General features: G+C 60.7%; 16 protein-coding genes. 2 read left to right on the top strand and 14 right to left on the bottom strand.

Translation table 11 applies throughout. The annotated features are described in order from the left end of the window. Positions 1-80: 80 nt before the first annotated feature. The 3 genes from K315_RS0101725 to K315_RS0101715 form a co-directional block, all read right to left on the bottom strand. The gene (locus K315_RS0101725) at positions 81-3,824 is read right to left on the bottom strand and encodes a DEAD/DEAH box helicase (protein ID WP_029575907.1); all 3,744 of its coding nucleotides are present in this window, start codon (positions 3,822-3,824) and stop codon (positions 81-83) included. Positions 3,825-3,909: 85 nt separating this feature from the next. Then, a complete protein-coding gene (locus K315_RS09110) occupies positions 3,910-5,604 on the bottom strand; it encodes a DEAD/DEAH box helicase (RefSeq protein WP_425304039.1) in 1,695 nt (564 codons plus the stop codon). 426 nt (positions 5,605-6,030) lie between these two features. Beyond that, positions 6,031-6,903, bottom strand: coding sequence for a sulfite exporter TauE/SafE family protein (locus K315_RS0101715; RefSeq protein ID WP_029575905.1), 873 nt, complete (start codon positions 6,901-6,903; stop codon positions 6,031-6,033). A gap of 526 nt (positions 6,904-7,429) precedes the next feature. Here K315_RS0101715 and ettA point away from each other — a divergent pair. Both ettA and K315_RS0101705 read left to right on the top strand, forming a co-directional pair. Next, the gene (gene ettA, locus K315_RS0101710; RefSeq protein ID WP_029575904.1) at positions 7,430-9,106 is read left to right on the top strand and encodes an energy-dependent translational throttle protein EttA; all 1,677 of its coding nucleotides are present in this window, start codon (positions 7,430-7,432) and stop codon (positions 9,104-9,106) included. A 376-nt stretch (positions 9,107-9,482) separates the two neighbouring features. Continuing rightward, the gene (locus K315_RS0101705; protein ID WP_029575903.1) at positions 9,483-10,436 is read left to right on the top strand and encodes an acyl-CoA thioesterase; all 954 of its coding nucleotides are present in this window, start codon (positions 9,483-9,485) and stop codon (positions 10,434-10,436) included. A 189-nt stretch (positions 10,437-10,625) separates the two neighbouring features. Here the strand turns inward: K315_RS0101705 and K315_RS0101700 are convergent, their stop codons facing one another. From K315_RS0101700 to K315_RS0101650, 11 genes are all read right to left on the bottom strand, one after another. Beyond that, positions 10,626-11,162: a DUF3180 domain-containing protein gene (locus tag K315_RS0101700; protein ID WP_029575902.1), complete on the bottom strand. Its 537-nt coding sequence runs from the start codon at positions 11,160-11,162 to the stop codon at positions 10,626-10,628. Further along, positions 11,159-12,184 carry a dihydroneopterin aldolase gene (folB, locus tag K315_RS0101695; RefSeq protein ID WP_029575901.1) on the bottom strand — a complete coding sequence of 342 codons (1,026 nt, stop codon included), beginning with the start codon at positions 12,182-12,184 and terminating at the stop codon, positions 11,159-11,161. Before folB ends, K315_RS0101700 begins: the two co-directional genes overlap by 4 nt. Before the next feature lie 67 nt (positions 12,185-12,251). Further along, complete coding sequence (gene folP, locus K315_RS0101690; RefSeq protein ID WP_029575900.1) at positions 12,252-13,115, bottom strand: dihydropteroate synthase; 864 nt, start codon at positions 13,113-13,115, stop codon at positions 12,252-12,254. Positions 13,116-13,135: 20 nt separating this feature from the next. Then, positions 13,136-13,819: a GTP cyclohydrolase I FolE gene (gene folE / locus K315_RS09105; protein ID WP_029575899.1), complete on the bottom strand. Its 684-nt coding sequence runs from the start codon at positions 13,817-13,819 to the stop codon at positions 13,136-13,138. Then, entirely contained in the window at positions 13,816-14,847 is a 1,032-nt protein-coding gene (locus K315_RS09845) for a dihydroneopterin aldolase (RefSeq protein WP_029575898.1), read from the bottom strand. Before K315_RS09845 ends, folE begins: the two co-directional genes overlap by 4 nt. A gap of 4 nt (positions 14,848-14,851) precedes the next feature. Then, positions 14,852-16,906 (bottom strand): ATP-dependent zinc metalloprotease FtsH, encoded by a 2,055-nt coding sequence (gene ftsH / locus K315_RS0101675; RefSeq protein WP_029575897.1) that lies wholly within the window; start codon positions 16,904-16,906, stop codon positions 14,852-14,854. Further along, on the bottom strand, positions 16,903-17,466 hold the full coding sequence (gene hpt, locus K315_RS0101670) for a hypoxanthine phosphoribosyltransferase (RefSeq protein WP_029575896.1): 564 nt from the start codon (positions 17,464-17,466) through the stop codon (positions 16,903-16,905). Before hpt ends, ftsH begins: the two co-directional genes overlap by 4 nt. Then, positions 17,453-18,556 carry a tRNA lysidine(34) synthetase TilS gene (gene tilS / locus K315_RS0101665; RefSeq protein WP_029575895.1) on the bottom strand — a complete coding sequence of 368 codons (1,104 nt, stop codon included), beginning with the start codon at positions 18,554-18,556 and terminating at the stop codon, positions 17,453-17,455. The genes hpt and tilS overlap by 14 nt, the downstream gene beginning before the upstream one ends. A 63-nt stretch (positions 18,557-18,619) precedes the next feature. Next, positions 18,620-20,095, bottom strand: coding sequence for a D-alanyl-D-alanine carboxypeptidase/D-alanyl-D-alanine-endopeptidase (locus tag K315_RS0101660; protein ID WP_044085696.1), 1,476 nt, complete (start codon positions 20,093-20,095; stop codon positions 18,620-18,622). 147 nt (positions 20,096-20,242) lie between these two features. After that, the gene (locus K315_RS0101655; protein WP_029575893.1) at positions 20,243-21,469 is read right to left on the bottom strand and encodes a glycosyltransferase family 2 protein; all 1,227 of its coding nucleotides are present in this window, start codon (positions 21,467-21,469) and stop codon (positions 20,243-20,245) included. Next, complete coding sequence (locus tag K315_RS0101650; protein ID WP_029575892.1) at positions 21,469-23,073, bottom strand: AI-2E family transporter; 1,605 nt, start codon at positions 23,071-23,073, stop codon at positions 21,469-21,471. The genes K315_RS0101655 and K315_RS0101650 overlap by 1 nt, the downstream gene beginning before the upstream one ends. Positions 23,074-23,114 lie beyond the last annotated feature (41 nt).

Here is a 23,114-nt window from a genome sequence, read left to right as displayed (position 1 = left end):
ACGCGCACCTGGGCAATCCTCGTGGCAACACCCATTCGACCAGCGCTCGCCCGGGCAGCAAGGCAACAATCCCCGGCAACTCACCCGAGCAGCGCGAGCAGGTCGTCCTTGGTAAGCCGGCTGATGGCGCTGCCACCGGTCGTCGAGGCGTCATCCACGAACTTCGCCGCAAGATCGGACTTCGTACGCTGCAGGTTGATGATGCGCTCCTCGATTGTGTCCTTCGCCACAATCTGGTACACGTTCACATCCTGCGTCTGCCCGATGCGATGCGCACGGTCGGTCGCCTGGTTCTGCGCTGCGGCATTCCACCACGGGTCGGCATGCACAACCACGCAGGCACCGGTCAGGTTGAGACCCGTATTGCCGGCCTTGAGCGAAATGAGGAACACCGGGGTGTCGTCCTTGTTGAACTGGTTGACCAGCTCAAGCCGCTTCTTCTTCGGGGTTCCGCCGGTGATCACGTCATAGTCGATGCCGTTCTTGTGCAACCGCTTGCCGATCAGATGCAGATAACTGGTGAACTGCGAGAAAATCAGCATCTTCCGACCCGCATCACGGCAGGATTCCACCAGCTCCTCGATGGCGTCAAGCTTGGCGGATTTCTTCCCGGCGTTCTCGTATACCAACCGCGGATCGCAGCAAATCTGCCGCAACCTGGTCAGCTGGGCGAGCGCCTTGATTTTCTCGGCGCCGGAATCGAAGTTCGTATCTCTGTTGATGGAAGCGCGCAACCGCTGCTCGAGCGCCGCATACAGTTTGCGCTGCTCGCCCTCCAGCTGGACGGTGATGACGTTTTCAATCTTGTCGGGCAGGTCGCCGAGTACGTCCTTCTTGAGACGGCGCAGAATGAACGGGCCGACAAACACCTGCAATCTGCGCTGCGCGATGGCGTCACCGCTGAGAATCGGCATTTCGAACCGACCGCGGAAATGCTTATAGCTGCCGAGCATCCCGGGCATGAGGAAATCGAAAATGCTCCACAATTCGGACAGTCGGTTCTCAATCGGCGTGCCGGTGAGCGCGAACCGATGCTTGGCCTGGATCGAACGCACCGCCTGCGAGGATTTCGTCGCGTGGTTCTTCACATATTGTGCCTCATCCAACGCCATGCACGTGAAGTTGATATCACGATAATCATCGATATCGCGGCGCAGCAAATCATATGAAGTGACGAGCAGGTCATAATCGCGTGCACTGGCAAGAATCGCCCGACGCTCGTCCTTGCTTCCCGCGAGCGCAGCGACGTGCAGTTCCGGCGTGAATTTCTCCGCCTCAGCGACCCAGTTATAGACCAGAGAGGCCGGGCAGACAATCAGGTTCGGCCCGTTCTTGCGCGATTCGTCCAGCCGACTGAGCAGCATGGCGAGCATCTGCACGGTTTTGCCCAGACCCATTTCATCCGCGAGAATACCGCCGAAGCCCTTGTCGCACACCGCATTGAGCCACCTGAAGCCCTCCGCCTGATAAGGACGAAGCACGGATTTCAGGCTTTCCGGCACCTCGTAGCGGTTCGGGTCGATGACCTTGAGGTTCTCGACATACTGGTAGAACCGCTGGTCCTTGTCCTCATCATCGGTTTGTCCGTCAAGATAGAAGGCTTGGAATGCCGGCACGTCCACGGCTCCATCGGCGAACTCGTCTCGGTCGATGCCCAGATCGTCGGCGACGGTGTCAAGCTTGCTGGTGTCCATACTGGCCAAGTTGACGAACCGTCCGTCGCGCAGACGATGGAACCGTTTGCGCTGGCGGTAGCTGTTGAGTAGCTGCGGCACTTCGTCAGGGTCGACTTCGTCGGCGATCGGCGAGATTTCCACCAAGTCGGAACGCATGGACAAACCGATTTTGATGACCGGCGACGGCATGGACGTCACCCCATCGAACGCCGGTGTTGAGTACACGGTCCCCAGTCCGCGCAATACCGGCAGTCCTTCGGTCAGCAGACGGTAGATTCCCTCGTCGTCGTCTTCGGATAGCCGCGCAACCGGGCCATCCGGGCGCGGGAAATAATGCAGCAGCGCTTCGACCACGAGTCGTTCGGTCGTCGTGTCGCGCATCACGCCGTCATGCGCGCCGTTGCCGTTGAAGATATGGAACCGGCGATCGCCGTACCGTGCTTGGGCATCGCATGTGATGCCATCGCGGTCGCGATCGAAATACAGTTCGATATTGCATGGCTGCTGGATGGTGGCCAGCAGTTTCGCCGGAATATCAGCGATCAGGCCGTGCAAGGGTTCTGGCCGATTATGCTGCGGGTCGCTGCGCGGATTGGTGCCGCCCGGCGTGCCGTATGCGGCAGGCCCGGTCAGCTCGTCCGACGCCGGCGTCTCATGTGTTGTCTCGGCATGCGGATTGCCGGCGGAACCGTCGGTATCGGTGGCATCTGCGAGGCCCGCGGGACCGGTGATATCGTCGTCATCATCCGTTTCCTGCTGCACCGGCACACCGTCAATCGCGCCGACCGTCAGCTGCGGAAGTACCGTGCGGCTGAACGTGTTCAAATCACGGGGGCTCACGTACTGCTCAGTCTCGCGGTCCTCCCCGCACAACGCCATCGCGAGCTGTTCACGCCGCGCCAACTGCGGAGAACACCGGAAAATCATCGGCAGGCCGTCGGTGCTCGACGAGTACCATTCGCGGTTCGCCCCAATCGCGGAGCCAACAATCACATACGAGGAAGGGTGTCCGTCAATCATCACAATCACGCGGGCGGTATGCGAAATCGTGTATCCGCCATCAGCCTCGGGGGTGATGCGCAACCCGAAATCAGGGTCGGCCCCGACGACACGCATGGCTCGCGCGTTGGCGAAAGTCGTGCTGAACCCCACCACGCCCACGGCTTCCCCGGTATCGACAAACAAGCCGAGCAGCTCCGCTAATTCGTCGTCGGCCACCGCGTATCCATCACCCGACGCACTATGCGGGAACGAATAGAACATCGCGTTGCTCAGGCTTTCCCTGACCTGCACGGCACGATCGAGAATGTCAAGCATCTTGCGGGACTGCGCGTCGAAGGTGTCGCGGGTATGGACGAACGCGAGCTTCTGCCCGTACTGGAAGTACTCCTGGTTGCGCACCGAATCAAGCAACTGGGGAATGCTGTTGACGACATAGCTGAGTCTAAGCGAGGGGACGTTGAGTTTGAGACGGATCGAAGCCCCAGATACCCGCGCGGATTTCGCAAACGCAAGTTCCAGATGCACACTGCCGATCGGCAGATGGCGACTGCTTTGCACGGATGTCGGCACCCCGCCGTTCTTCTCCGCGGCGTTGACCTGCTTAAGCAATTCAAGCTGCCGGTTTTTCGCGTCATCGGCTTGGCGGCGCTCCTCGCTGAACATGAAGCGCTCCAGCAGCGGGGACGTAGTGCGATGCTGGCGTCCACCACGGGAAGAGGCGTCCCCCTTGACGGTGAACGACGAGGAATCCTCGTTGTATGCGATGATCAACGCCAGCACATGCTTGCAAATGCCGCCGAATCTGCTGAACGCCGGGCAGGTGCATGACGAATCGGTGAAATCCGAGCGATCCTCGTCAATATGCGTGCTCACATCGTAATCGCTCAGGAAGTTCTCAGTGCTGTGGACCGTCGCGTGAAGCGTTTCTCCGTCATCCGTGTAGGTGCATGTGAAATCACGCATCCGGTTGCTGGAAAGGACGTCAAACGCACGATAATACGCAGATCCCCCTCGCCGCTTCAGCTTGGATTCAGGAACGACCTCATCGCGCGCGCCATACGAGGAACCGGGTTCTGCGCCGAAATCACGAGGCGCGTCATACCCGCTGCCGCCTCGTCCCCCATATACCGATGCATGCCAGTCCATGACCACCATCCTTCATCAAGCACTCGTTCCATCGTAACGCAAGACGGGCGGGAACACACATCGGTATTCCCGCCCGTCTCACCGCTCAGCGATGCTTCTTGCCACCGGCATGTTTATTCCCGGAATGATACTTCCCCGCCGGCTTTGATTTCTTCGAAGCCTTGGTTTTTTTGCCATGCTTCGCGCTGACGAACCTCACATCATCGCGGTGCTTATTGCCGCCATGACGCCAACCACCGGAACGCTGGCCGAACTCGCGTTCGCGACGCTGCTCGCGATTGCGTGGGCCCTCATCATATGACGAGATACGACGGCTGGAATGGCGGTGCGGCATCTCGCCGTCGCGGAACGACCGGCCGAAATCGCGCATATCATCATCGCGACGCCCGGCACCGCGATCGAAACGGTTCTTGCCGTGCTTGCCGTGTTTGTTGCCGAAATCGACCTGACCCAGATCCCAGCCCTCGACAACAGGCGCGACCTCGCTTACCAGCTCAAGCAGTTCAGGAGACTCAGGGGTGACTGCGACCGGCTTCGCGTCAATACCCGCGTTGCGGAACAGACGATGCGAGGACTGGCGCTGGTTCGGCAGCACGAGCGTGACCACGTCACCATGTTCGCCTGCGCGCGCAGTACGGCCGGAACGATGGAGGAAGGACTTTGGGTCGGCCGGCGGTTCGGTCTGGATCACCAGCGCGACATCGCTGACGTCGATGCCTCGCGCGGCGACATCCGTGGCGACCAGGACACGCACGAATCCACGCTCGAACGCGGCGAGATGATGGTCGCGCTGCTTTTGCGACAGATTGCCCTGCAAATCGACCGCAGGAATGCCGTGCTTGACGAGCTTCTCGGCGAGTTCCTTGGCCTGGTACTTGGTACGGGTGAAGATGATGCGTTTGTCCTTGCCGCTGGCGAGCGCACGAATCACCTCAGGCTTGTCGTCCTTGGTGACCTTGAACACATGCTGGGTGAGCGTGTCGACCTGGGCGTCGGCGGCATCGACCGCGTGGACCTTCGGCTCATGCAGGAATTCGTCCACAAGCTTGTCGACACCGTGGTCGAGGGTCGCGGAGAACAGCATGCGCTGGCCGTCAGGGGCGACCTGGGCGAGCAGTTTCTCAACCGAAGGAAGGAAGCCCATATCGGCCATTTCATCGGCTTCGTCAAGCACCGCGACACGCACGGATTCAAGGCTGAGCAGCTTCTGGTTGAGCAGATCCTCGAGACGCCCAGGGCAGGCAACCACAATCTGGGCGCCGCGACGCAGACCGTCAACCTGACGGCCTTGGCGCACACCGCCGTAGATGGTGACGGTACGCATGCCGTACACCTCGGCAAGAGGCCTGATGACTTCGTCAATCTGGTTGACCAGCTCTCTGGTCGGTGCGAGCACGAGTGCGCGCGGGTGGGGCAGCATGGCTTTCTTGCGCGCGTCCTTGTCGCCACTGTTCTTTATGGCGTTGAAATCGCGAATCGCGTCATCGGCGTCGCTGGACTGCGCGAGACGGGCGATCAGCGGGATGGAGAACGCGAGGGTCTTGCCGGAACCGGTCTGGCCTCGGCCGAGAATATCGCGTCCGGCAAGGGAATCCGGCAGGGTGTCCGCCTGGATGGGGAACGCCGTGGTTTTGCCGTCGCGTTCGAGCGCATCGACCAGTTCGCGCGGAACCCCCAGTTCGGCGAAGGTGCGAGGCGGCTCGTCGCGGTGTGCGGCGGAATCGGCCGCGGCGGCCTCTGCAGCCGCGACGTATTTGCTCTCGTGAAGTTCTTCTTCGATGTTCTGGTTCTTGAAGGAGGAGTTCTTGCCGTCACGGCGGCCGAAGCGCTTACCGCCCTTGCGCCCGCCCTTGCCGTGATGTTTGAAGGAATCGCCATGCCACTTGTTGTCGTGCTTATGGACATGCTGAGAGGATTTGGAATCAGTCACTATGTTCTTTCGATCGTAAGTCGGTCGCTCACGCGACCCAGCCGCACTCCCGCGGCGTTATTCAGACAATTTAGTCTATCGCGAGGTGTCGAATTCGGCGCGCGGCTGGGCACGATGGTTCAAGCGGCGGGGCGGCAGTGGGTTACATCGATGACAGCGGTGGCGACGGGGTGAAGGCGGGGTTGAACGCAAGACGGTGTGAAAGCGGGGTGGTGTACGCAGGTCGGTGAACGCGGGAGGTGGACGTTGGCGGGAAATCTGGAGCGCAGTCCACAATCAGTAAGTCTTGATGGCCAGGTCGATGGTCAGGGCAATGCCGGCGATCACCGCGGCGATGCGCATGATGCGAGCAGGGATTTTCCGGGTGATCGGCGGGGCGATGTAGCTGCCGGCGAAGCAGCCGAGGCACATCACGATGGCCAACGGCCAATCGACGACGCCTCGCACGATAAACACCACGGATGCGCTCATATTCGCGCCCCACCCGATCAGGGTTTTCAGCGCGTTGACCTGATGGAACGGTCCGATGCCGGCGGCGTCAAGCACCGCAAGGACCAACGTGCCCGCGCCGGCTCCGAAATAGCCGCTGTAGATTGCGCAGCATGACACGCCAAGCCAGACCCACCACGGGTCTTCGGAGAGCGGCTCGGTTTGTGTACGGACGAGCGGGCGGGAACGCCGCTTCCCTGTATTGCCGTCCGGCGATGCCTCATTCAGTCTCAGCTGGACAACTTGCGCCTGTGCTGCCGCGGCGGCCTGCCTGGCTTCGGCGCGTCCGCGCGGATTGAGGGCGATTGCGGCGCTGCTCAGGGCGATCAGCGGCGGGACAACGAATTCGAAAACCTTCGGGTCGAGTTCAAGCAGCAGCAACGCCCCCAGGATGCCGCCGACCACGCCAATCGACACGTAAATCGCGGCCCTGAGATGCAATCCATGCAACTCCTTGCGCGCACCGAGCGCACCGCCGAATCCCGTGCCCAGCACGCCGACCGTGTTCGACGCGTTGGCGAGGACGGGCGGCACTCCCAGCGCCAACAGTGCAGGGTAGGAAATCAGCGATGATGCGCCCACGGCGTACCCCACGAAGCCAGCGCCGACACCGGCAAGCGCCACCAACAGCAGGGTGAGTACCGAGTATCCAGCAATCATGATGTACCTCACCTCCGCGGGCGCAACGGCAATGTGAATGCCGGTGTTGCCGTATTTCCGAGTGTTTGCAACTGACAGACGCGAATCCGGAATCGTCGAGCCCAGTCGATTGATCGTCCCGCCAATCGCAAGTCCTGTTCATCCAAGTCCTGTCAATCGATAGTCTCGTCTATCGCAAGTCCCGACGAAGGATAATCCCGTCAATCGCATGTCCCGCCGATTGATAGTACGAGGAAGGCGAGGAGGCGTCCACTTTCCCGTCCAAGATACGAACGGCAGCGACGGGCCGGAGATGACCGCAATGTCGCACATCGGTTAGATACCGGCCCATCAGACTCTCCGAACCACCTAAATCTGTCCGCCATGCAACCACCAATCGCACAACTCGCCGAAACCCGATGCCCACCCGCGCGCCCCGTCAGCGACCCGCCCGCTGTAGACCGTATACGCCATAATGGAAGGGTTATTGTGACCGATTACATTCCATATGCACCCGCGTGGTGCACATCAGGAGAACGGAACAACTTTGGCTGAGTTTATTTATCAAATGATCAAGGCGCGCAAGGCCTACGGCGACCGGGTCATCCTCGACGACGTGACCTTGAGCTTCCTGCCCGGCGCGAAGATCGGCGTGGTGGGCCCCAACGGCATGGGCAAGTCCACGCTGCTGCGCATCATGGCCGGTCTCGACACCGTCTCAAACGGCGAAGCGACCCTCACCCCGGGCTACACGGTCGGCATCCTCCAGCAGGATCCGCCGCTCGACGAAGACAAGACCGTCGGCGAGAACATCAAGATGGCATTCGGTCCGATTGCCGAGAAGGTTGAGCGCTTCAACCAAATCGGCGAGGAAATGGCGAATCCCGACGCCGATTACGACGCCCTCATGGAGGAAATGGGCAAGCTGCAGACCGAAATCGACGCCGCCAACGGCTGGGATCTCGACTCCCAACTTGAGCAGGCGATGGACGCGTTGCAGTGCCCCGACCCCGACACCCCGGTCAGCGTGTGCTCCGGTGGCGAGCGCCGTCGTGTCGCCCTGTGCCGTCTGCTGCTTGAAGCCCCCGACCTGCTGCTGCTCGACGAACCCACCAACCATCTGGACGCCGAATCGATTTTGTGGCTCGAACAGTTCCTGCACCAGTACAAGGGCGCCGTCATCGCTGTCACCCACGACCGCTACTTCATGGACAACGTGGCCGAATGGATTTGCGAAGTCGACCGCGGCCACCTGTACCCGTACAAGGGCAACTACTCCACGTATCTGGAGACGAAAGCCAAGCGTATGGAAATCCAGGGCGCCAAGGACGCCAAGCTCGCCAAGCGTCTGAAGAACGAGCTCGACTGGGTGCGCTCCTCGCCGAAGGCCCGTCAGGCCAAGAACAAGGCGCGTCTCGAGCGCTACGACCAGATGGAAGAGGAGGCACGCAACTCCAAGAAGCTTGACTTCTCCGAAATCCAGATCCCGCCGGGGCCGCGTCTGGGCTCGCAGGTGCTGGAAGCCGAACATATTCACAAGGCGTTCGGCGACCGCGTGCTCATCGACGATCTGAGCTTCACGCTGCCGCGTAACGGCATCGTCGGCGTGATCGGCCCGAACGGCGTGGGCAAGTCCACCCTGTTCAAGACAATCGTCGGTCTGGAGCCGCTCACTTCAGGCAAGCTCGCCATCGGCGACACCGTCAAGATCTCCTACGTCGACCAGAACCGTGCAGGCCTCGATCCGAACAAGAACCTGTGGGAGGCCGTCTCCGGTGGGCTTGACTTCATCGAGGTCGGCGGCGTGGAAGTACCCACCCGCGCCTATGTGGCAAGCTTCGGGTTCAAAGGCTCCGACCAGCAGAAGCTCGTGAGCATGCTCTCGGGCGGCGAGCGCAACCGCCTGAATCTGGCGCTGACGCTCAAGCAGGGCGGCAATCTGCTGCTGCTCGACGAGCCGACCAACGACCTTGATGTCGAAACGCTGGAAAGCCTGGAAAATGCTCTCCTCGAATTCCCCGGCTGCGCTGTGGTCATCTCCCACGACCGCTGGTTCCTCGACCGCATCGCCACGCATATCCTCGCGTGGGAGGGCACCGACGAGAATCCGGCGCACTGGTACTGGTTCGAAGGCAACTTCCAGGCGTATGAGGAGAACAAGGTCGCACGCCTCGGCGAGGACGCGGCACGGCCCCATCGTCTGCATCGCAAGCTGACCCGCTAGTACTCGCAAACCCGCGGATCCGCAGTATCACTGCGTCGTGCAGTCATCGGAAAGCCTCCCTGCCGATTATCATGGGCGGGGAGGCTTCCGCGTATTCCGGCATCAGTTCATCACCCTGTCACCGAACATTCATCCGGCGCCATACCACGTTTACACATATGAGGGCGAATCGAATCGCACCGGAAATACACGACTGCTGTACTAGGTGCCAACACACGGCACGTGCGTAGCATGCGGATTTCGTGGCTATGCGCTGGTTCTTCTGCGAAATCCGAAGGTCTTCCGTTGAACGGATTAGACTACACCATGCGGCGCATGACGCCGACCGAATACGCACTCACCGCACTGGCCGGCGGGCATGCAGAAAAGAGCGACTATGACGCACGATGAATCAATGACGCCGCTGAAGCATCTGGTGAAGGTGCTGCAGCTTGGCACCCCTTCCCCGCATCGGGACCATACCTACATCAATGGGGAAAGCCTGTATTTCCCCACGGGGCGCGTCTATGGCGGCCAGGTGATCGCGCAGTCCGTCATTGCCGCGGCGAAAACCGTGCCCGGCGGACGTCTGCCCCATTCCATCCACGGGTATTTCATCGCCGCCGGCGATATTCACCAGGATGTGCTCTTCGATGTGGAAACCTTGCGTGACGGGCATTCCTTCTCGTCTAGGCGCGTCAATGTCACGCAGGCGCAGGGGCCGATTCTCACCGCCATCGCGAGCTTCCAGGAAACCGGCCAACGGGGTGTCGAATTCGCCGATCCGATGCCGGCCGATGTGCCGGGTCCAGAAGGACTGACCAGCGCCAAACAACTGATGGAACCGTATGCGGAAAAGTCTCCGTTCGCTGATTTCTACGCCAGCAAATCCCCATTCGACATCCGTCATGTGACGCCGACCATCATGTTGGGCGCCGACCACAAGTCCGCAAACCGGGACAGCGGCCGTCAGATGGTGTGGATGAAGGCGGATGGGACCGCAGACGTGCCGCAGGTGATGCATCGGGCGATGCTGGCGCTCGGCTGCGACCAGATCATGATGGAGCCGGTGCTGCGGCGGGCAGGGCTGAGCATTTCGACACCGGGGATTTCCTATGCGTCCATCGACCATTCGATGTGGTGGTATCGGGATATCGACATCAACCAGTGGCATTTGTATGTGCAGGATACGCCGACCGCCGCTCATGGGCGTGGGCTGGCGCTCGCGAAGGTGTATTCGCGCGACGGCGAACTGGTCGCGGTGATGGCACAGGAAGCCATAATCCGCGTCCCAGACAAGACCCTCGAAACCTTGCAATCCGGCAGCCAAACCAGCAACACCCCGGCGTAGCCAGTTCGTTCTCCCAAACTAGCTACGCAAAACCCACTCTCAGCGTCACAAGTTTGGGGATACTCACAAACTGCTGACGGAAAACCGGGCACCAGCGTAACCAGTTTGGGAAACACATAGTTTGGGAGAACCACCAACCTTCTGCCGACGCTGACGACGCACTCACCGTCGGCAGAAGCGGCACGCACACTAGCTGCGTTTGGCGACGCCGCCACGGGCGAGTTGACGCTGTTGACGCTGGCGCTCCTTGATTTTCGGGTTCTCCGGCCCCTCATCGGGCGGCAACTGACAGAACCACTCGCTGATGATGCCGATAATCATGTCAATCAAGCTGACCGCCGCCGCGATAGCGCATTCGCGAATCGCCCCCGCATAATACGGCGCATCGCTGTGTGGCAACGCGATGATCAACTGCACCCCGTACCAGCCAAGCAAAAACGCCGCAGCAAGCCCCAGCGCCTTCGACAGGATCAGCGTGTTGACCGCACGCTCGGGATCAAGCCTGTGCGTACGTTTCTTCGGATCAGTCCGCGCGTAGATACGCACCTGAATCGCCAACCCCAGCACCACCAGTCCCATGACCAGCATGACCACCGACACCACAATCGGCGCACCAAGCATGTCAAACTGGATGTTTTCCGCGACTTTCGTCACACCCACACTGAGCAGACAGCCTGCCAGCGCCGCAATCGCGTACTGCCACCACGGGGTTCTTCGCATGATCATCGATCTCCTTGCGTATCGGGATTCCCTAGGTTGTCCGCTTGTGCAACCATCCAATCGTCACAGACGACCTCCACACTGTGCGCGTCTGGGGTATTGCGCGCAAGTTCGGCGACCTTGCCGCCATGCGGGCCGGCGAGCCGCGCGTCGCAATCGACCTGAGCCCACGGCACAAGCACAAAAGCACGCTGCCACGCCCGTGGATGTGGCAACGTCAACGTCGGGTCGTCGCACACCATGCCGTCAACATCGATGATATCAATGTCAAGCGGCCGTGATGCCCAATGCTGGCCGTGGTCGCGGCCGGCGCTTTGCTCAATATCGTGGATCGTCTGCAGCAGCTCCCGCGGTCTGCGCGTGGTGGATGCCAGCACGATGGCGTTGAGGAAATCCGACGTATTCTGCGGCATTCCCCACGCCTTGGTGCGATACAGCGACGACACGCCGGTGATCTGCGTGCCCTCGATCGCATCAAGCTGCCGGACGGCGTCGCGCAACACCCCGGTGATGGCAGCGGCATTTCCGCCCTGGTTCGCACCGAGAGACAACACGACGTGGTGGATGCTCCGGGCGCTGTCCTCATGCTGATCGCCGCAATCCTTGTGATTGCTGTAATCTCCACAATCACCGACCGCAACGTCATCGTCCGCTGGGGCAGTCAGACAATCCTCGGCATCCCTGGTGATGGTCACGCTCACATCAGTGAAGGGCACGGTGATCGGCGCATGCGGCTTATGAACGGTGACCGTGACCCGCCTAACCCGCTCAAATGCGAGCAACGCGTCGGCGACAAGCTGGGCGAGCCGTTCGATCAGATCGACATGCTCCCCTTCGATAATCCCGACGATCGCCTTCGCCGCCCGGCCATAATCCACCGTGTCATCGAGCGCGTCAGACCGGCCGGCAGCGTTGAGATCAAGCTCGATTGCCGCATCGACGATGAACGGCTGAGGCCGCGTATGCTCATGCTCCAGCACGCCATGCGTACCTTGCGCACGGATTCCTGTGAGCGTGATGGTGTCCATGTGCGCAGCTCCTTTCCAAATAACGAATGCCGCATTCAGCCCAAGTTCAGCACGCAATCAGCCCACATCACGCGTTGGCGTAGGTCCGCCACATGGTGCCCATCGTGACGGCGGCCAGCGATTTGGCGACATCATGGACACGCACAGCCCACGCGCCATGTTCGGCGCACATGGCGGACAATGCGGCGGTCGCATCATCCCGCGCCGCCATATTGCCGGGGTCAATCCCCGCATCAGCGAGAAAACGCTTGCGAGACGCGCCGATCAATACCGGATACCCGCTCGCGCGCAAGGTATCCAAGCCGACAAGCAGGGGGAAATTATGCGCCGCGCTCGGCTTGGAGAACCCCAGCCCCGGATCGATGATGATCTGTTCTGGCCTGACTCCGGCGGCCAGCACATCGTCGACCTGTCTGAGCAGCTCCTCACGGACATCGTGCATGACACCGCCCGCGTACACGGAGGTATCGGCATCCGGGGTCGCGCCCTGCGAGCCCGAAAGCCAGCCGCGCCAATGCTGGACGATATACAGACAGTCGTGTTCGGCGACCACCTGCGGAATCTGTGGATCCAAACGGCCGCCTGACACATCGTTGATAATCGACGCGCCCGCTTCCAAAGCCGCTTCTGCCACACTGGCGCGGGTGGTGTCGATGGACAGCGGCACGCCGGTGTCTGCAAGCGCATGAACAGCACCGAGCACGCGATTGAGCTCGTCCTGTTCGCTGACACGTTTGGCGCCGGGACGGGTGGATTCTGCGCCGATATCGATGATCTGCGCCCCCGCCTTAGCCAATGCATGACCGTGCTCGGCGGCGGCTTGGGGATCAAGCCACTTGCCTCCGTCCGAGAATGAATCTTCGGTGATATTGAGCACGCCCATCACCATGGTGTTGGGGGCATCGTGCAACGCCTGCAATGCTTGGTCCATGTGTTGTCTTCTTTCCGTGTTCACCGCTGCGAGAAGATCAGGCTCATCGCTTCGGCTCTGGTCGTCGGGTTCTTCATGATTCCGCGAACCGCCGATGTCGTGGTGCGGGCTTGGGATTTTTTCACGCCCCGCATGGACATGCACAAGTGCTCGCACTCCGTGACCACGATGACACCGCGCGCATCCGCATACTCCATAAGCGCGTCCGCAATCTGCTGGGTGAGCCGTTCCTGGACTTGCGGGCGGCGCGCGTACACGTCCACCAGCCGCGCGAGTTTGCTCAGCCCGACAACTGCCCCGTGCGAAGGGATATAGCCGACGTGCGCGACGCCGTGAAACGGGAGCAGATGATGTTCGCACACCGAATACAGTTCGATATCGCGTACTAGAACCATTTCATCGGTGTCCACCGGGAATCGCTTCTCCAAGACCTGCTGCGGATTGCTGTGCAGACCCGCGAACAGCTCATGCGAAGCGCGGGCAATCCGATCGGGAGTGTCGAGCAGGCCATCGCGATCCGGGTCTTCGCCGATTGCTTTGAGATACATCCTCACGGCGGTGCGGATTGCGGCATCGTCAATGCCATCATCGGGTGTGCCTTGCTGATGAGCCGCGCATGGGGCACCGGCCGCGCCGGTCGCAGCGGCAGTAGCAATCTGACTGGCTTGACCGGCTTGACGGTTCGTTTCGTCCGTGCTGTTCATTGCATTCCTCCTAGAATCCAGCTGTCCGACAACAGCCCTACTTGAGTCGCGTCCGGAGCGAGCGCCAACAGGTAGGACAGCGGGTCGCCGTCAAAGCTGGCATCCGGCTCAATATCCATCCACGGAGCGAGGATCGACGCCTTGGTTTTCGCTTCCTGCCAGCCGACCTGTTCATGCCGGCCGCCCTCGGCATCAGAGCGCATGGTCACCGCATGCAATGCAAGCGTGTCGCGATGCTTGTCGTTGATGGAAGCCAGCAGGTGGCTGAGTGCGGCAAGGTCCAGCCGCGTATCGACAAGCACCACCGCTGACATCGAATCTGGGCCGTCGATGGCGCTAACGTGGTACAGCGGCGAGATTCCGGTCACTTGGTTGCCGGGCACACTGTCCAAAGCGACAACTGCGGCGCGCATCAGGTGTTCCCCGTCCCCGCTGCCACCACGCATGGCGATTACGGCGTGGGAAGGTTGCTGCACCGGCACTTGCGTGGGATTGGCATGCCCGCTTGGGACGCCGGATTGGCTGGCGCTGTGTCGTCCGCCATCTGACGGGTTGCCGGCGTACGCATCGCCGTCGCTCTCACTGCGGTCTTGCCTCGGCACTAATCCGCTCGCCTGCGCCGCCGGTGTAGCGCCGACACGGCTGTCATCGTCCGCCATACGATGAACATTCACAACGATTTCGTCGATGTCCGCCCCGTGCGGGTGCCCGGCATGAAGCACGACATCGACCGAGTGGACCCTGTGGGACAGCAGCACCGCCTGCGCGATGCGTCCTGCAATCGTTTCCACCAGCGCACACTCGTATGCGCCGGCCGCCATGACCTGCCGCACCCGATCGGTCAGCTGGGCGTAATCTACGGTTTGTGTGATGTCATCGGCGGCGATGGCTTCCCGCAAATCAAGCGTGACCGTGACATCGGCACGCAAATCACGCCACCGCGGCGCATCATCATGCCCAGAACAAGCGGACGGGGATCCGCCCTGCCCTGCGGCGGCGCGAATCCCCGTCAATCGTATGGAATCCATATGGTCACTCGCCCGGTTTCATGCCAACACCGCGTTTGAGTGAGTCCGGAATCTCGACCGGAGGCTTGTCGGAATCCGGCCTACGTTCGTCGGACAGCCATACCTCACGCTTCGGAGATTTCTTCACATTCGCGAAGATTTCGGCGAGTTCCTTCTCGTTAAGAGTCTCCTTGACCAGCAGCTGGCGGACCAGTTCGTCGAGGATGTCACGGTTGTCGTTAATCGCGTTCCACGCTTCGGTATGCGCGTTCTCGATCAGCTTGTCAACTTCCTCATCGATGATTTCCGCGGTGCGCTCCGAGTACGGGCGGGGCTTCAACCCGTCGTAATCGTCCTGGGCGTCCGCATCGTCCCACTTGATTGCACCGAGCTTCGAAGAGAAGCCATATTCGAGCACCATCTTGCGGGCAATCTGCGTCGCCTTCTCGATATCGTTCGACGCGCCTGTGGTCGGGTCGTGGAACACAATCTCCTCAGCGGTGCGCCCGCCCATCGCGTACGCCATCTGGTCGAGCAGCTGGTTACGTGTTTCGGAATAGCGGTCCGAGGTCGGCATGACGGCCGTGTAGCCCAAGGCACGGCCTCGCGGCAGGATCGTCACCTTGGTGACCGGGTCCGTGTCGTGCATACATGCGGCGACCAGGGCGTGGCCGCCCTCATGGTAGGCGGTGTTGCGCAACTCGTTGAGCGCCATGCCCTTCGACTGGCGCTTCGGGCCGGCCTGCACACGGTCGATGGCCTCGTCGATGGCACGGTTGTCGATCAGCTGGGCACCGGCACGGGCGCACAGCAGCGCGGCCTCGTTGAGCACGTTCGCCAAATCGGCGCCCGTGAAGCCAGGCGTACGCACGGCGACCATATGCAGGTCGACGTCCGGCACGAACGGCTTGCCCTTGGCATGGACCTTCAAAATCGCCTCGCGGCCTTCCAAATCCGGGGCTTCGACGGCAACCTGACGGTCGAAACGTCCTGGACGCAGCAACGCCGGGTCAAGCACATCTGGGCGGTTCGTCGCGGCGATAATAATCAGGTTCGTATCGTTGTCAAAGCCGTCCATCTCGACGAGCAGCTGATTGAGGGTCTGCTCGCGTTCGTCATGTCCGCCGCTCATACCGGAGCCACGCTTGCGGCCGACAGCGTCGATTTCGTCGATAAAGATGATGGCCGGGGCGTTCTTCTTCGCCTCGTCGAACAGTTCGCGCACACGGGAGGCGCCAAGGCCGACGAACATCTCGACGAAGTCCGATCCGGAAGTCGCGTAGAACGGCACGCCCGCCTCGCCTGCGATGGCGCGCGCGAGCAGCGTCTTACCGGTTCCTGGAGGACCGTAGAGCAGCACACCGCGAGGAATGCGGGCACCCAGGGCCTTGTACTTGGAAGGATCCTTGAGGAAGTCCTTGATTTCCTCGACCTCCTGCAGTGCAGCGTCCTCACCCTTGACGTCGGCGAACCGGGTGCTCGGGGTCTGACCTTCGAGCAGCTTCCCGCTGTTCTTGCTCCCGCCCATGCCGAGCATGCCGTTGCTCATGCGGCTCATCATGAACCACAGGAGCCCCAGGAAAATAATCAACGGCAGGATGGACGTGATGAGATAGGACATCGCGCTCGTCTGCTGCATGTTGGATGTCCAGCCGTCACTCGGGTCGTCCTTCTGCACGGCCTTGATGATATCCGCGCCTTGGGCGAAGGTGTAGTAGAACTGGACGTTCTTGCCGTAATTATGCGTCTTGCCCTGTGCGTCGGTCTTCGTATAGTCGTTCTTGAGCTCAAGCTTGACCAGCTGCCGATTGTCGATCACTTCGGCGTAGGTGGCCTGCCCGTCCTCAAGCAGTTTCAGACCGTCCTGCGTGTTGATGGTCTGTGTGCCGCTGGAGGCGAAGAGTTGGAACGCGCCGATGGTCAGCAGCACCAGCACCACGACCCACAACCAAGGGGACTGCCACCACGGGTGATCACCGTTGCCTCCCTTCGGCGAGTTATCGGAATCGCCACGGCGGAATGGATTGCCGTTGTTTCCGCCCATAGGCGGCCGCTGCTGCGGGCCTTGCGGATAGCTCATGCCTGTTCTCCTTGGTATACTTCCGGCTTCAGCACCGCGATCGAATCGAGATTGCGGAAGCGCTCGTCATAATCGAGGCCGAATCCGACGACGAACTCGTCAGGGACCTCGTACCCCTTGTACTTTACCTGCACGTCGACTTCACGACGGGACGGCTTCTCCAACAGCGCGAAGACCTCCACGGATTGTGCACCTCGGCGCTTGAGTTCCTCGACCAACCATGCGAGCGTACGCCCGGAATCCACGATGTCCTCAACGATGAGCACGTTGCGGCCGCGTACATCCGTCGACAAATCCTGACGTACCGTAATCGTGCCGCTGCTTGACGTTCCCGACCCGTAGCTGGACAGGCTCATGAAATCCATCTGCACCGGGATGCTCATCGCCTGCGAGAAGGCGACCATGGTGTTGACCGCCCCCTTGAGCACGGCGACGAGCAGAGGGTCCTTGCCGCGGTAGTCCTCACTCGCCTGCGCGGCGACCTCATTGATTTTCTTGTGGATATCTGCCTTGCTGATCAACTCGTGGTCGATCTGGTCCTGAACATCAGCGATTTTCATGCACACTATCTTGGCACACGCGAATGACGTGTTTCTTGCGGAAAGCTTGGTAACCGCTGGGAAGCGACACCACACCCTGGCCATGCCAGTCAACGATGAGACGCTCAATCGATTCGATGTGCTGTATTGACGCGGCGATGCCGAGATTCGTGCACACCATCGCAATAACTCGTATTCTGATCGCGGCAGGCAGGGAGAACATCGCCTTCGCGTCCAGCGAACACCCGAGGCTTCCCCCGGTTTCCTCCGGTGTGACGACGGAATCGTAGACAACCAGTGCTTTGGACTCGAGATAATCCCGGTCTCTGGCGGCGATATCGGTGTATTGGGCGAGATGACCGGCCATGTCGCCGCCCGCGATGTCGTCAAGCAACGGCATGAGGTCGTGTCGGATCCGGGAACGCAGCGGGTAGTCACGCGGCAACCGCTCCCCCTGAGGGATGTGGTCGCCGTTGGTCGGGTCGTCCCACCAGCTGATTCCTAAATCGCGGCATATCGCAGTCGTCTGTTCCCGTGTGATGCCGAGGAACGGGCGCAACAGCATCACATCGTCATACCGGTTGTTGCATTCGCGCATGCCGTCCAGCACGTCGACACCGCCTGAACGCATCAGCCCCATGATGATGGTCTCCGCCTGGTCGTCCCTCGTGTGGGCGAGCAGAATGGCCTGCGCTCCACATGCACGTGCCTCGTCGAACATCGCCTCGTATCTGGCGTCCCGAGCCGCCGCCTCCGGGCCGTTGCCGTCTTGATTGACGTGCACAATGCGTACGATCACCGGGTCAAGCCCCAAATCTACACACGTGCTCGCCGCTTGTGCAGCCACGCCGGCGGACCCTTCTTGCATGCGGTGGTCGATAATCATGGCTCCGCAGCGCAATCCCAAGGTTCCGCACACGATGTGGGCGAGCGCGGCGAGCGCCAAGGAATCACGACCGCCCGAGCATGCGACCAACACAAGGGGCGCATCGCCCGCAGGAGTGTGCGTGCCGTGTTGCGCGAATCGTTCGTCCCGCCGTCCGAGGCCGGCCCGCTCCAAGCATCCGCGCAGCTTGCCGATGGCGGATTTCAAGGTTGCCGTGTATGTCATGCCGACTCCTTACAGCTTCTGATTCTTACAGCCCAATGCGATCTTTACAGCCCATTACAGCCCTTACAGCCCGGCCAACGAGCTCATGAACGTGTTGATGGCGATTCGCGCCGAATACAGATTCGTTGGATTGTTGACGATTACGGCGAAGGACAGCAACCCGCCTTTGGTTCGGGACACATTGCCCGCCATGGAGGTGACCTGCGCGAGGCTGCCGGTTTTCACGCGCAACTGGCCTGCCACCGACTGGTCGGTCAGACGGGTCTTCGCGGTGCCGACGAGCCCGGGGATGGACAGACCTTCCGCCTGTGCCACCGCGGCGCCGATCTTGACATTGCGTTCCTGGACCTCCACCAGCGTGGTGGCGGTGAGCCTTGAACCGTCGGACAGACCGGAGCAGTCGGCCATCACGAGCCCGTTGGTGGACACGCCCAATTTGTCGAGTTCCTGTTTGACGGCCGTGGTCGCCCCGGTGGGACTGTTCTCGTTGCCGGTCGCGTTGGCGAGCAGACGCCCGAATTCCTCGGCGAGCGTGTTGTCGGAGTGTCGCAATGTGAACGCCATGATTTCGGCAAGCGTCGCGGAATGGACGGTCGCAATCGGAGACAGCCCCTGGGGCACACGCTGCGCGGATGGACTGCCATTCACCGTGATGCCGTATTGCGTAAGGCGTTGCGCGAATGTCGATGCCGCATCCGCCGCCGGAGTCATAGAGAGCAACGGATAACTGGTGAACAGGTCGGGGTCGTGCTTGTCGTCGGCAGTCCATTGGCGCCCACCGTCAACCGCCATCGAGGACACCGCCGTGTAATACATGTTGCCCGGGTTGTTCTTCGCAATAGTCGCAGGATACCTCGGATCGGCGAACACCGTGTCATCATATTTCAATGTGACCGATGTGATTCCACGTTGGTTGAGCGCAGCAGCGGTGTCACTCGCAAGCGTTCCCAGGCCTGCGCGACCGTTGACATGATTGGGGTCGCTCTGCCCCGACCCCAGCAGCATGTCCCCGCTGCCTTTGAGATACAGAGTGGCGGATCGCCCGCTGCCTTCGAGGTAGGCTCCTGTCTCCAGCGTAGAGCCCATGTCCAAAACCGATGAGGCGGTGAGCGCCGTCAGCGTTTTCATCGTCGAAGCGGGTTCGCGCTGGGCTTGTGGCTCATGGCTTGCGACGACAGTGCTTTTCGCATCCGCGATGACGATGGAGAAATCGGTTCCGACGCTGGGATCCGCGGCGAATGCGTCAATCAGCTGTTGTGCAGCGGTGGCGTCGATGGCGCGTGTTCTGTCGGCTTTGCCGGTGAGGACCGATGCCGCGCGTGCGGATTGTGGGCTTGCATAGGAGGGATTGGCGACGTCGGACAAGGTGAGCACTCCGGGCAGGACGTCAGTCATATCACCGATGGCATAGCCAATGACCAGCAGTATGGTCACGGCGGATGATATGGCGATACGCAACAGCCGGCTCGTTTGTGTCCGCTGTTGCCTGCGCAGCTCCACCCGTGCTCCCACCACGCGCTCCTTCCGTCGGACGGTCATTTCACCTTGATTATCCCGCGTGATTCGCAGGCGGGCCGGTGCAGACCCAGCTTAGCGCCCACGCTGAACGTGTCAGCGGGAGCTTTCCGGATGTCGTCGTGCAACCTGCGTGGCAGCGGTGCGGTGACAGCCCAAGCCGCCTGTCGGTTATTTGCCTCGGTGCTCGATCGGCTTCCATTCGGCTTTCGAGAACACCGCTTGGAAGGAAATCGGCACATAGCTGAGCATATAGATCGGGAAACTGAGCACATAGGCGAACAGCTCCTTGTTGGTGGCACCGATCTGTCCACGTTCGGCAACGCAGGTCAATGCCGCAAGTCCCATCATGGCCAGCACACCGAGCACGATACCGTAGGTCCAACCGCCAATCGAGTTCAGCTGGCTCTGCCATGTGACGAACCCGCATGCCGCGAACAGGCAACCCAGCAGGAATCGTGCGATGCCGAGCACCATGAACGGGCAGAGCACCAGGGTGAAATCGATACAGGAAAAGTCACGTTCACGCACCGCACGCTTGATGAGCGCCGGACCGTAATAGCGGAACACTTGCAGGAATCCCTTGCTCCAGCGCAGACGCTGACGCCAGCTCTGCCCGAAAGTGACCGGCTGCTCATCGTAGAGGATTGCGGTGCCGCAGTACCCGATCCGGTCGCCGTGAAGCACAGAGTCCATACTGAATTCAAGGTCTTCGGTAAGCAGATGGAACTTCCATCCACGGTTGCGACGCATGATTTCCTGGGAGAACATGAACCCCGTGCCGCCCACATGACAGCTCGAGCCGAACAGCATACGCGAGTTGTTGAGGAATCGCGATTCGCGGATGAACCATAGCGCGGAACCGGAAGACACCCAGTTGTCGGCAAGGTTGACGGAGTTGCGGTAGCTGGTGAGGATTTTGAATCCGGCATGGAACGCCTTGTTCATTTCCTCGATGTAATGCTTGTCGAGACGGTTGTCCGCGTCAAATACGAAGAACGCGTCATAGCGGTCGGTCACACCTTCGCTGATCATATGGTCCAGCAGATAGCTCAACGCGTAGCCTTTGCCCACCTGCTCCTTGTTGAAGCGTTCGATGACATGGCATCCCATGTCACGCACCAGCCCTGCGGTGTTGTCGGTGCAGTTGTCCGCCACCAGCCAGATGTCCACCAGCTGTGACGGATAGGTCTGCGAACGGATTGAATTGATGAGATTGCCGATGACGGCTTCCTCGTTGCGGGCGGAAATCAGCACCGCATACCGCGTGTCCATGGGCGCGTCGGGGAAGGTGATCTGCTTGGCGAACAGCGAGGCGACCACGCAAATCGCCTGGTACACCAGTCCGGCGCCGCCGAGGATCATCAGGAGAATATCAAGGACGGACAGCAGGACCATCAGTGCCACTTCTTTCTGGGATTGTCATCGGCTTGGGCGCGTTCCTGCGCACGGTGCGGGGACTCAGGATTGCCGAGGGTCTTGGCAGACTTGGGAACCCCGGTGGCTTCACGCATCTCGGGAGTTTCGGACGCCTGGGAAACTTCGGGTGCTGCGTGAGCTTCTGGAGCCGCATCAACATCGCGGTTCGGTTCACCGTGGACTCCATGCTGATGGTCTTCGGTTTCGTCAGTGCCCTTAAGCGGTTTGGCTTCGGGGCTGATCACGCCTTTGGGAATCGCCACGGTCGGGACATCGTCACCTGGTGTGGCTTCCGAAGTATGCCGGTACATCTGTTCCTGCAATTCACGCAGTTCTTCGCCCACCGGAACATGCGAGCCGGAACTTTGCGCAACGCGGGGCATTCGCTCGCTCATCGGTTTGATGACATGCTCGCTGAATGCCTCCGCACCTTCGACGACCTTGGATTTCTTCTTCGGCTCCGGATCGTTCATCAGTGGGGAATCAATCAGGTCATAGCGTTTCGTGCACGCGCGGAAAATGGCTTGCAAACTGGCGGTGATCGGCAACGCGAGGAAAGCCCCAAGAGCGCCGAACAGCGAGCCGAAAATCAGCACACACAGGAAGGCGATTGCAGGGTTCAAATCCATGGTGCGCTGCGAAATCTTCGGAGACAAAATCAGGTTTTCGATCTGCTGGTACACGACGATGAACACCACCACAATCACCGCGTATGTCGGCCCGTGCGACGCCCACGCGAAAATCACCGGCAGGGCGCCGCCCAGATACGTGCCGATCGTGGGCACGAACTGCGAAGTCAGACCGCAGAACAGCGCCAGCGGCAGCCAGTACGGCACATGAATCACATCAAGGAAAATCGCGGTGCATGTGGCGTTGATGGCGGCGAGAATCGTGCGGGAGAACAGAAAGCCGGAAATCTGATCCTGCACGACGGTCCAGGCGAACAGGAAACGACGCTGGGTGGACGGGCCGAGCCACTGGCACAGGCTGCGGCGGACGCGGGGGCCTGCGGCTGAGACATAGTACGTGACCATGAGCACCGTAAGCAGGTTGAACAGGAAGCCGAACAGCCCGACCGTGGTGTTGTAGGCCTGGCCGGCAACGTCTGTGAGCCATGATGTCTTGAGGTTCTTCATCACTTCGTTGCCGAGATTCTCCATTTGCGGCAGTTGGAAGTCGAATTCCTTGGATACGAAGTCGGTGATCTGGTCATAATATGCGGGCACGCTCTGTACCATGGAGATGACCTGTTGGACAAACATGTTGCCGAACAGCACCATCAAGGCGACCACGATGACTCCAACACCGATCAGACTGACCGCGGAGGCCGCGCCGCGCTTCCAACCGTGGCGAATCAGCCTGATCACCAACGGTTCGATGGCGAGCGCGATAAACACCGACACCACAACATCAAGGACGATGGTGTCGATTTTTCCCCACGAATTCCACACAAATACGGCGAGGAACACAGCAATGACAGCATAGAAGAGGCCGCGCCCCCACCATTCTGGCGGGCGCCGGGGGTCACCCTTTTGCGGGAAGACCGAGGCAAGATCGATTTGCGGTTCCTCTTGTTGGCTCATGGCTCCCCATTCTACATAGGCGACACGAAGCGTCGACAGTT

This window comes from Bifidobacterium thermacidophilum subsp. thermacidophilum DSM 15837, assembly GCF_000426425.1.
GTDB classification, from domain to species: domain Bacteria; phylum Actinomycetota; class Actinomycetes; order Actinomycetales; family Bifidobacteriaceae; genus Bifidobacterium; species Bifidobacterium thermacidophilum.
Note: the sequence above shows the minus strand (reverse complement) of the source record. Positions and strands in the feature narration are given on the sequence as shown.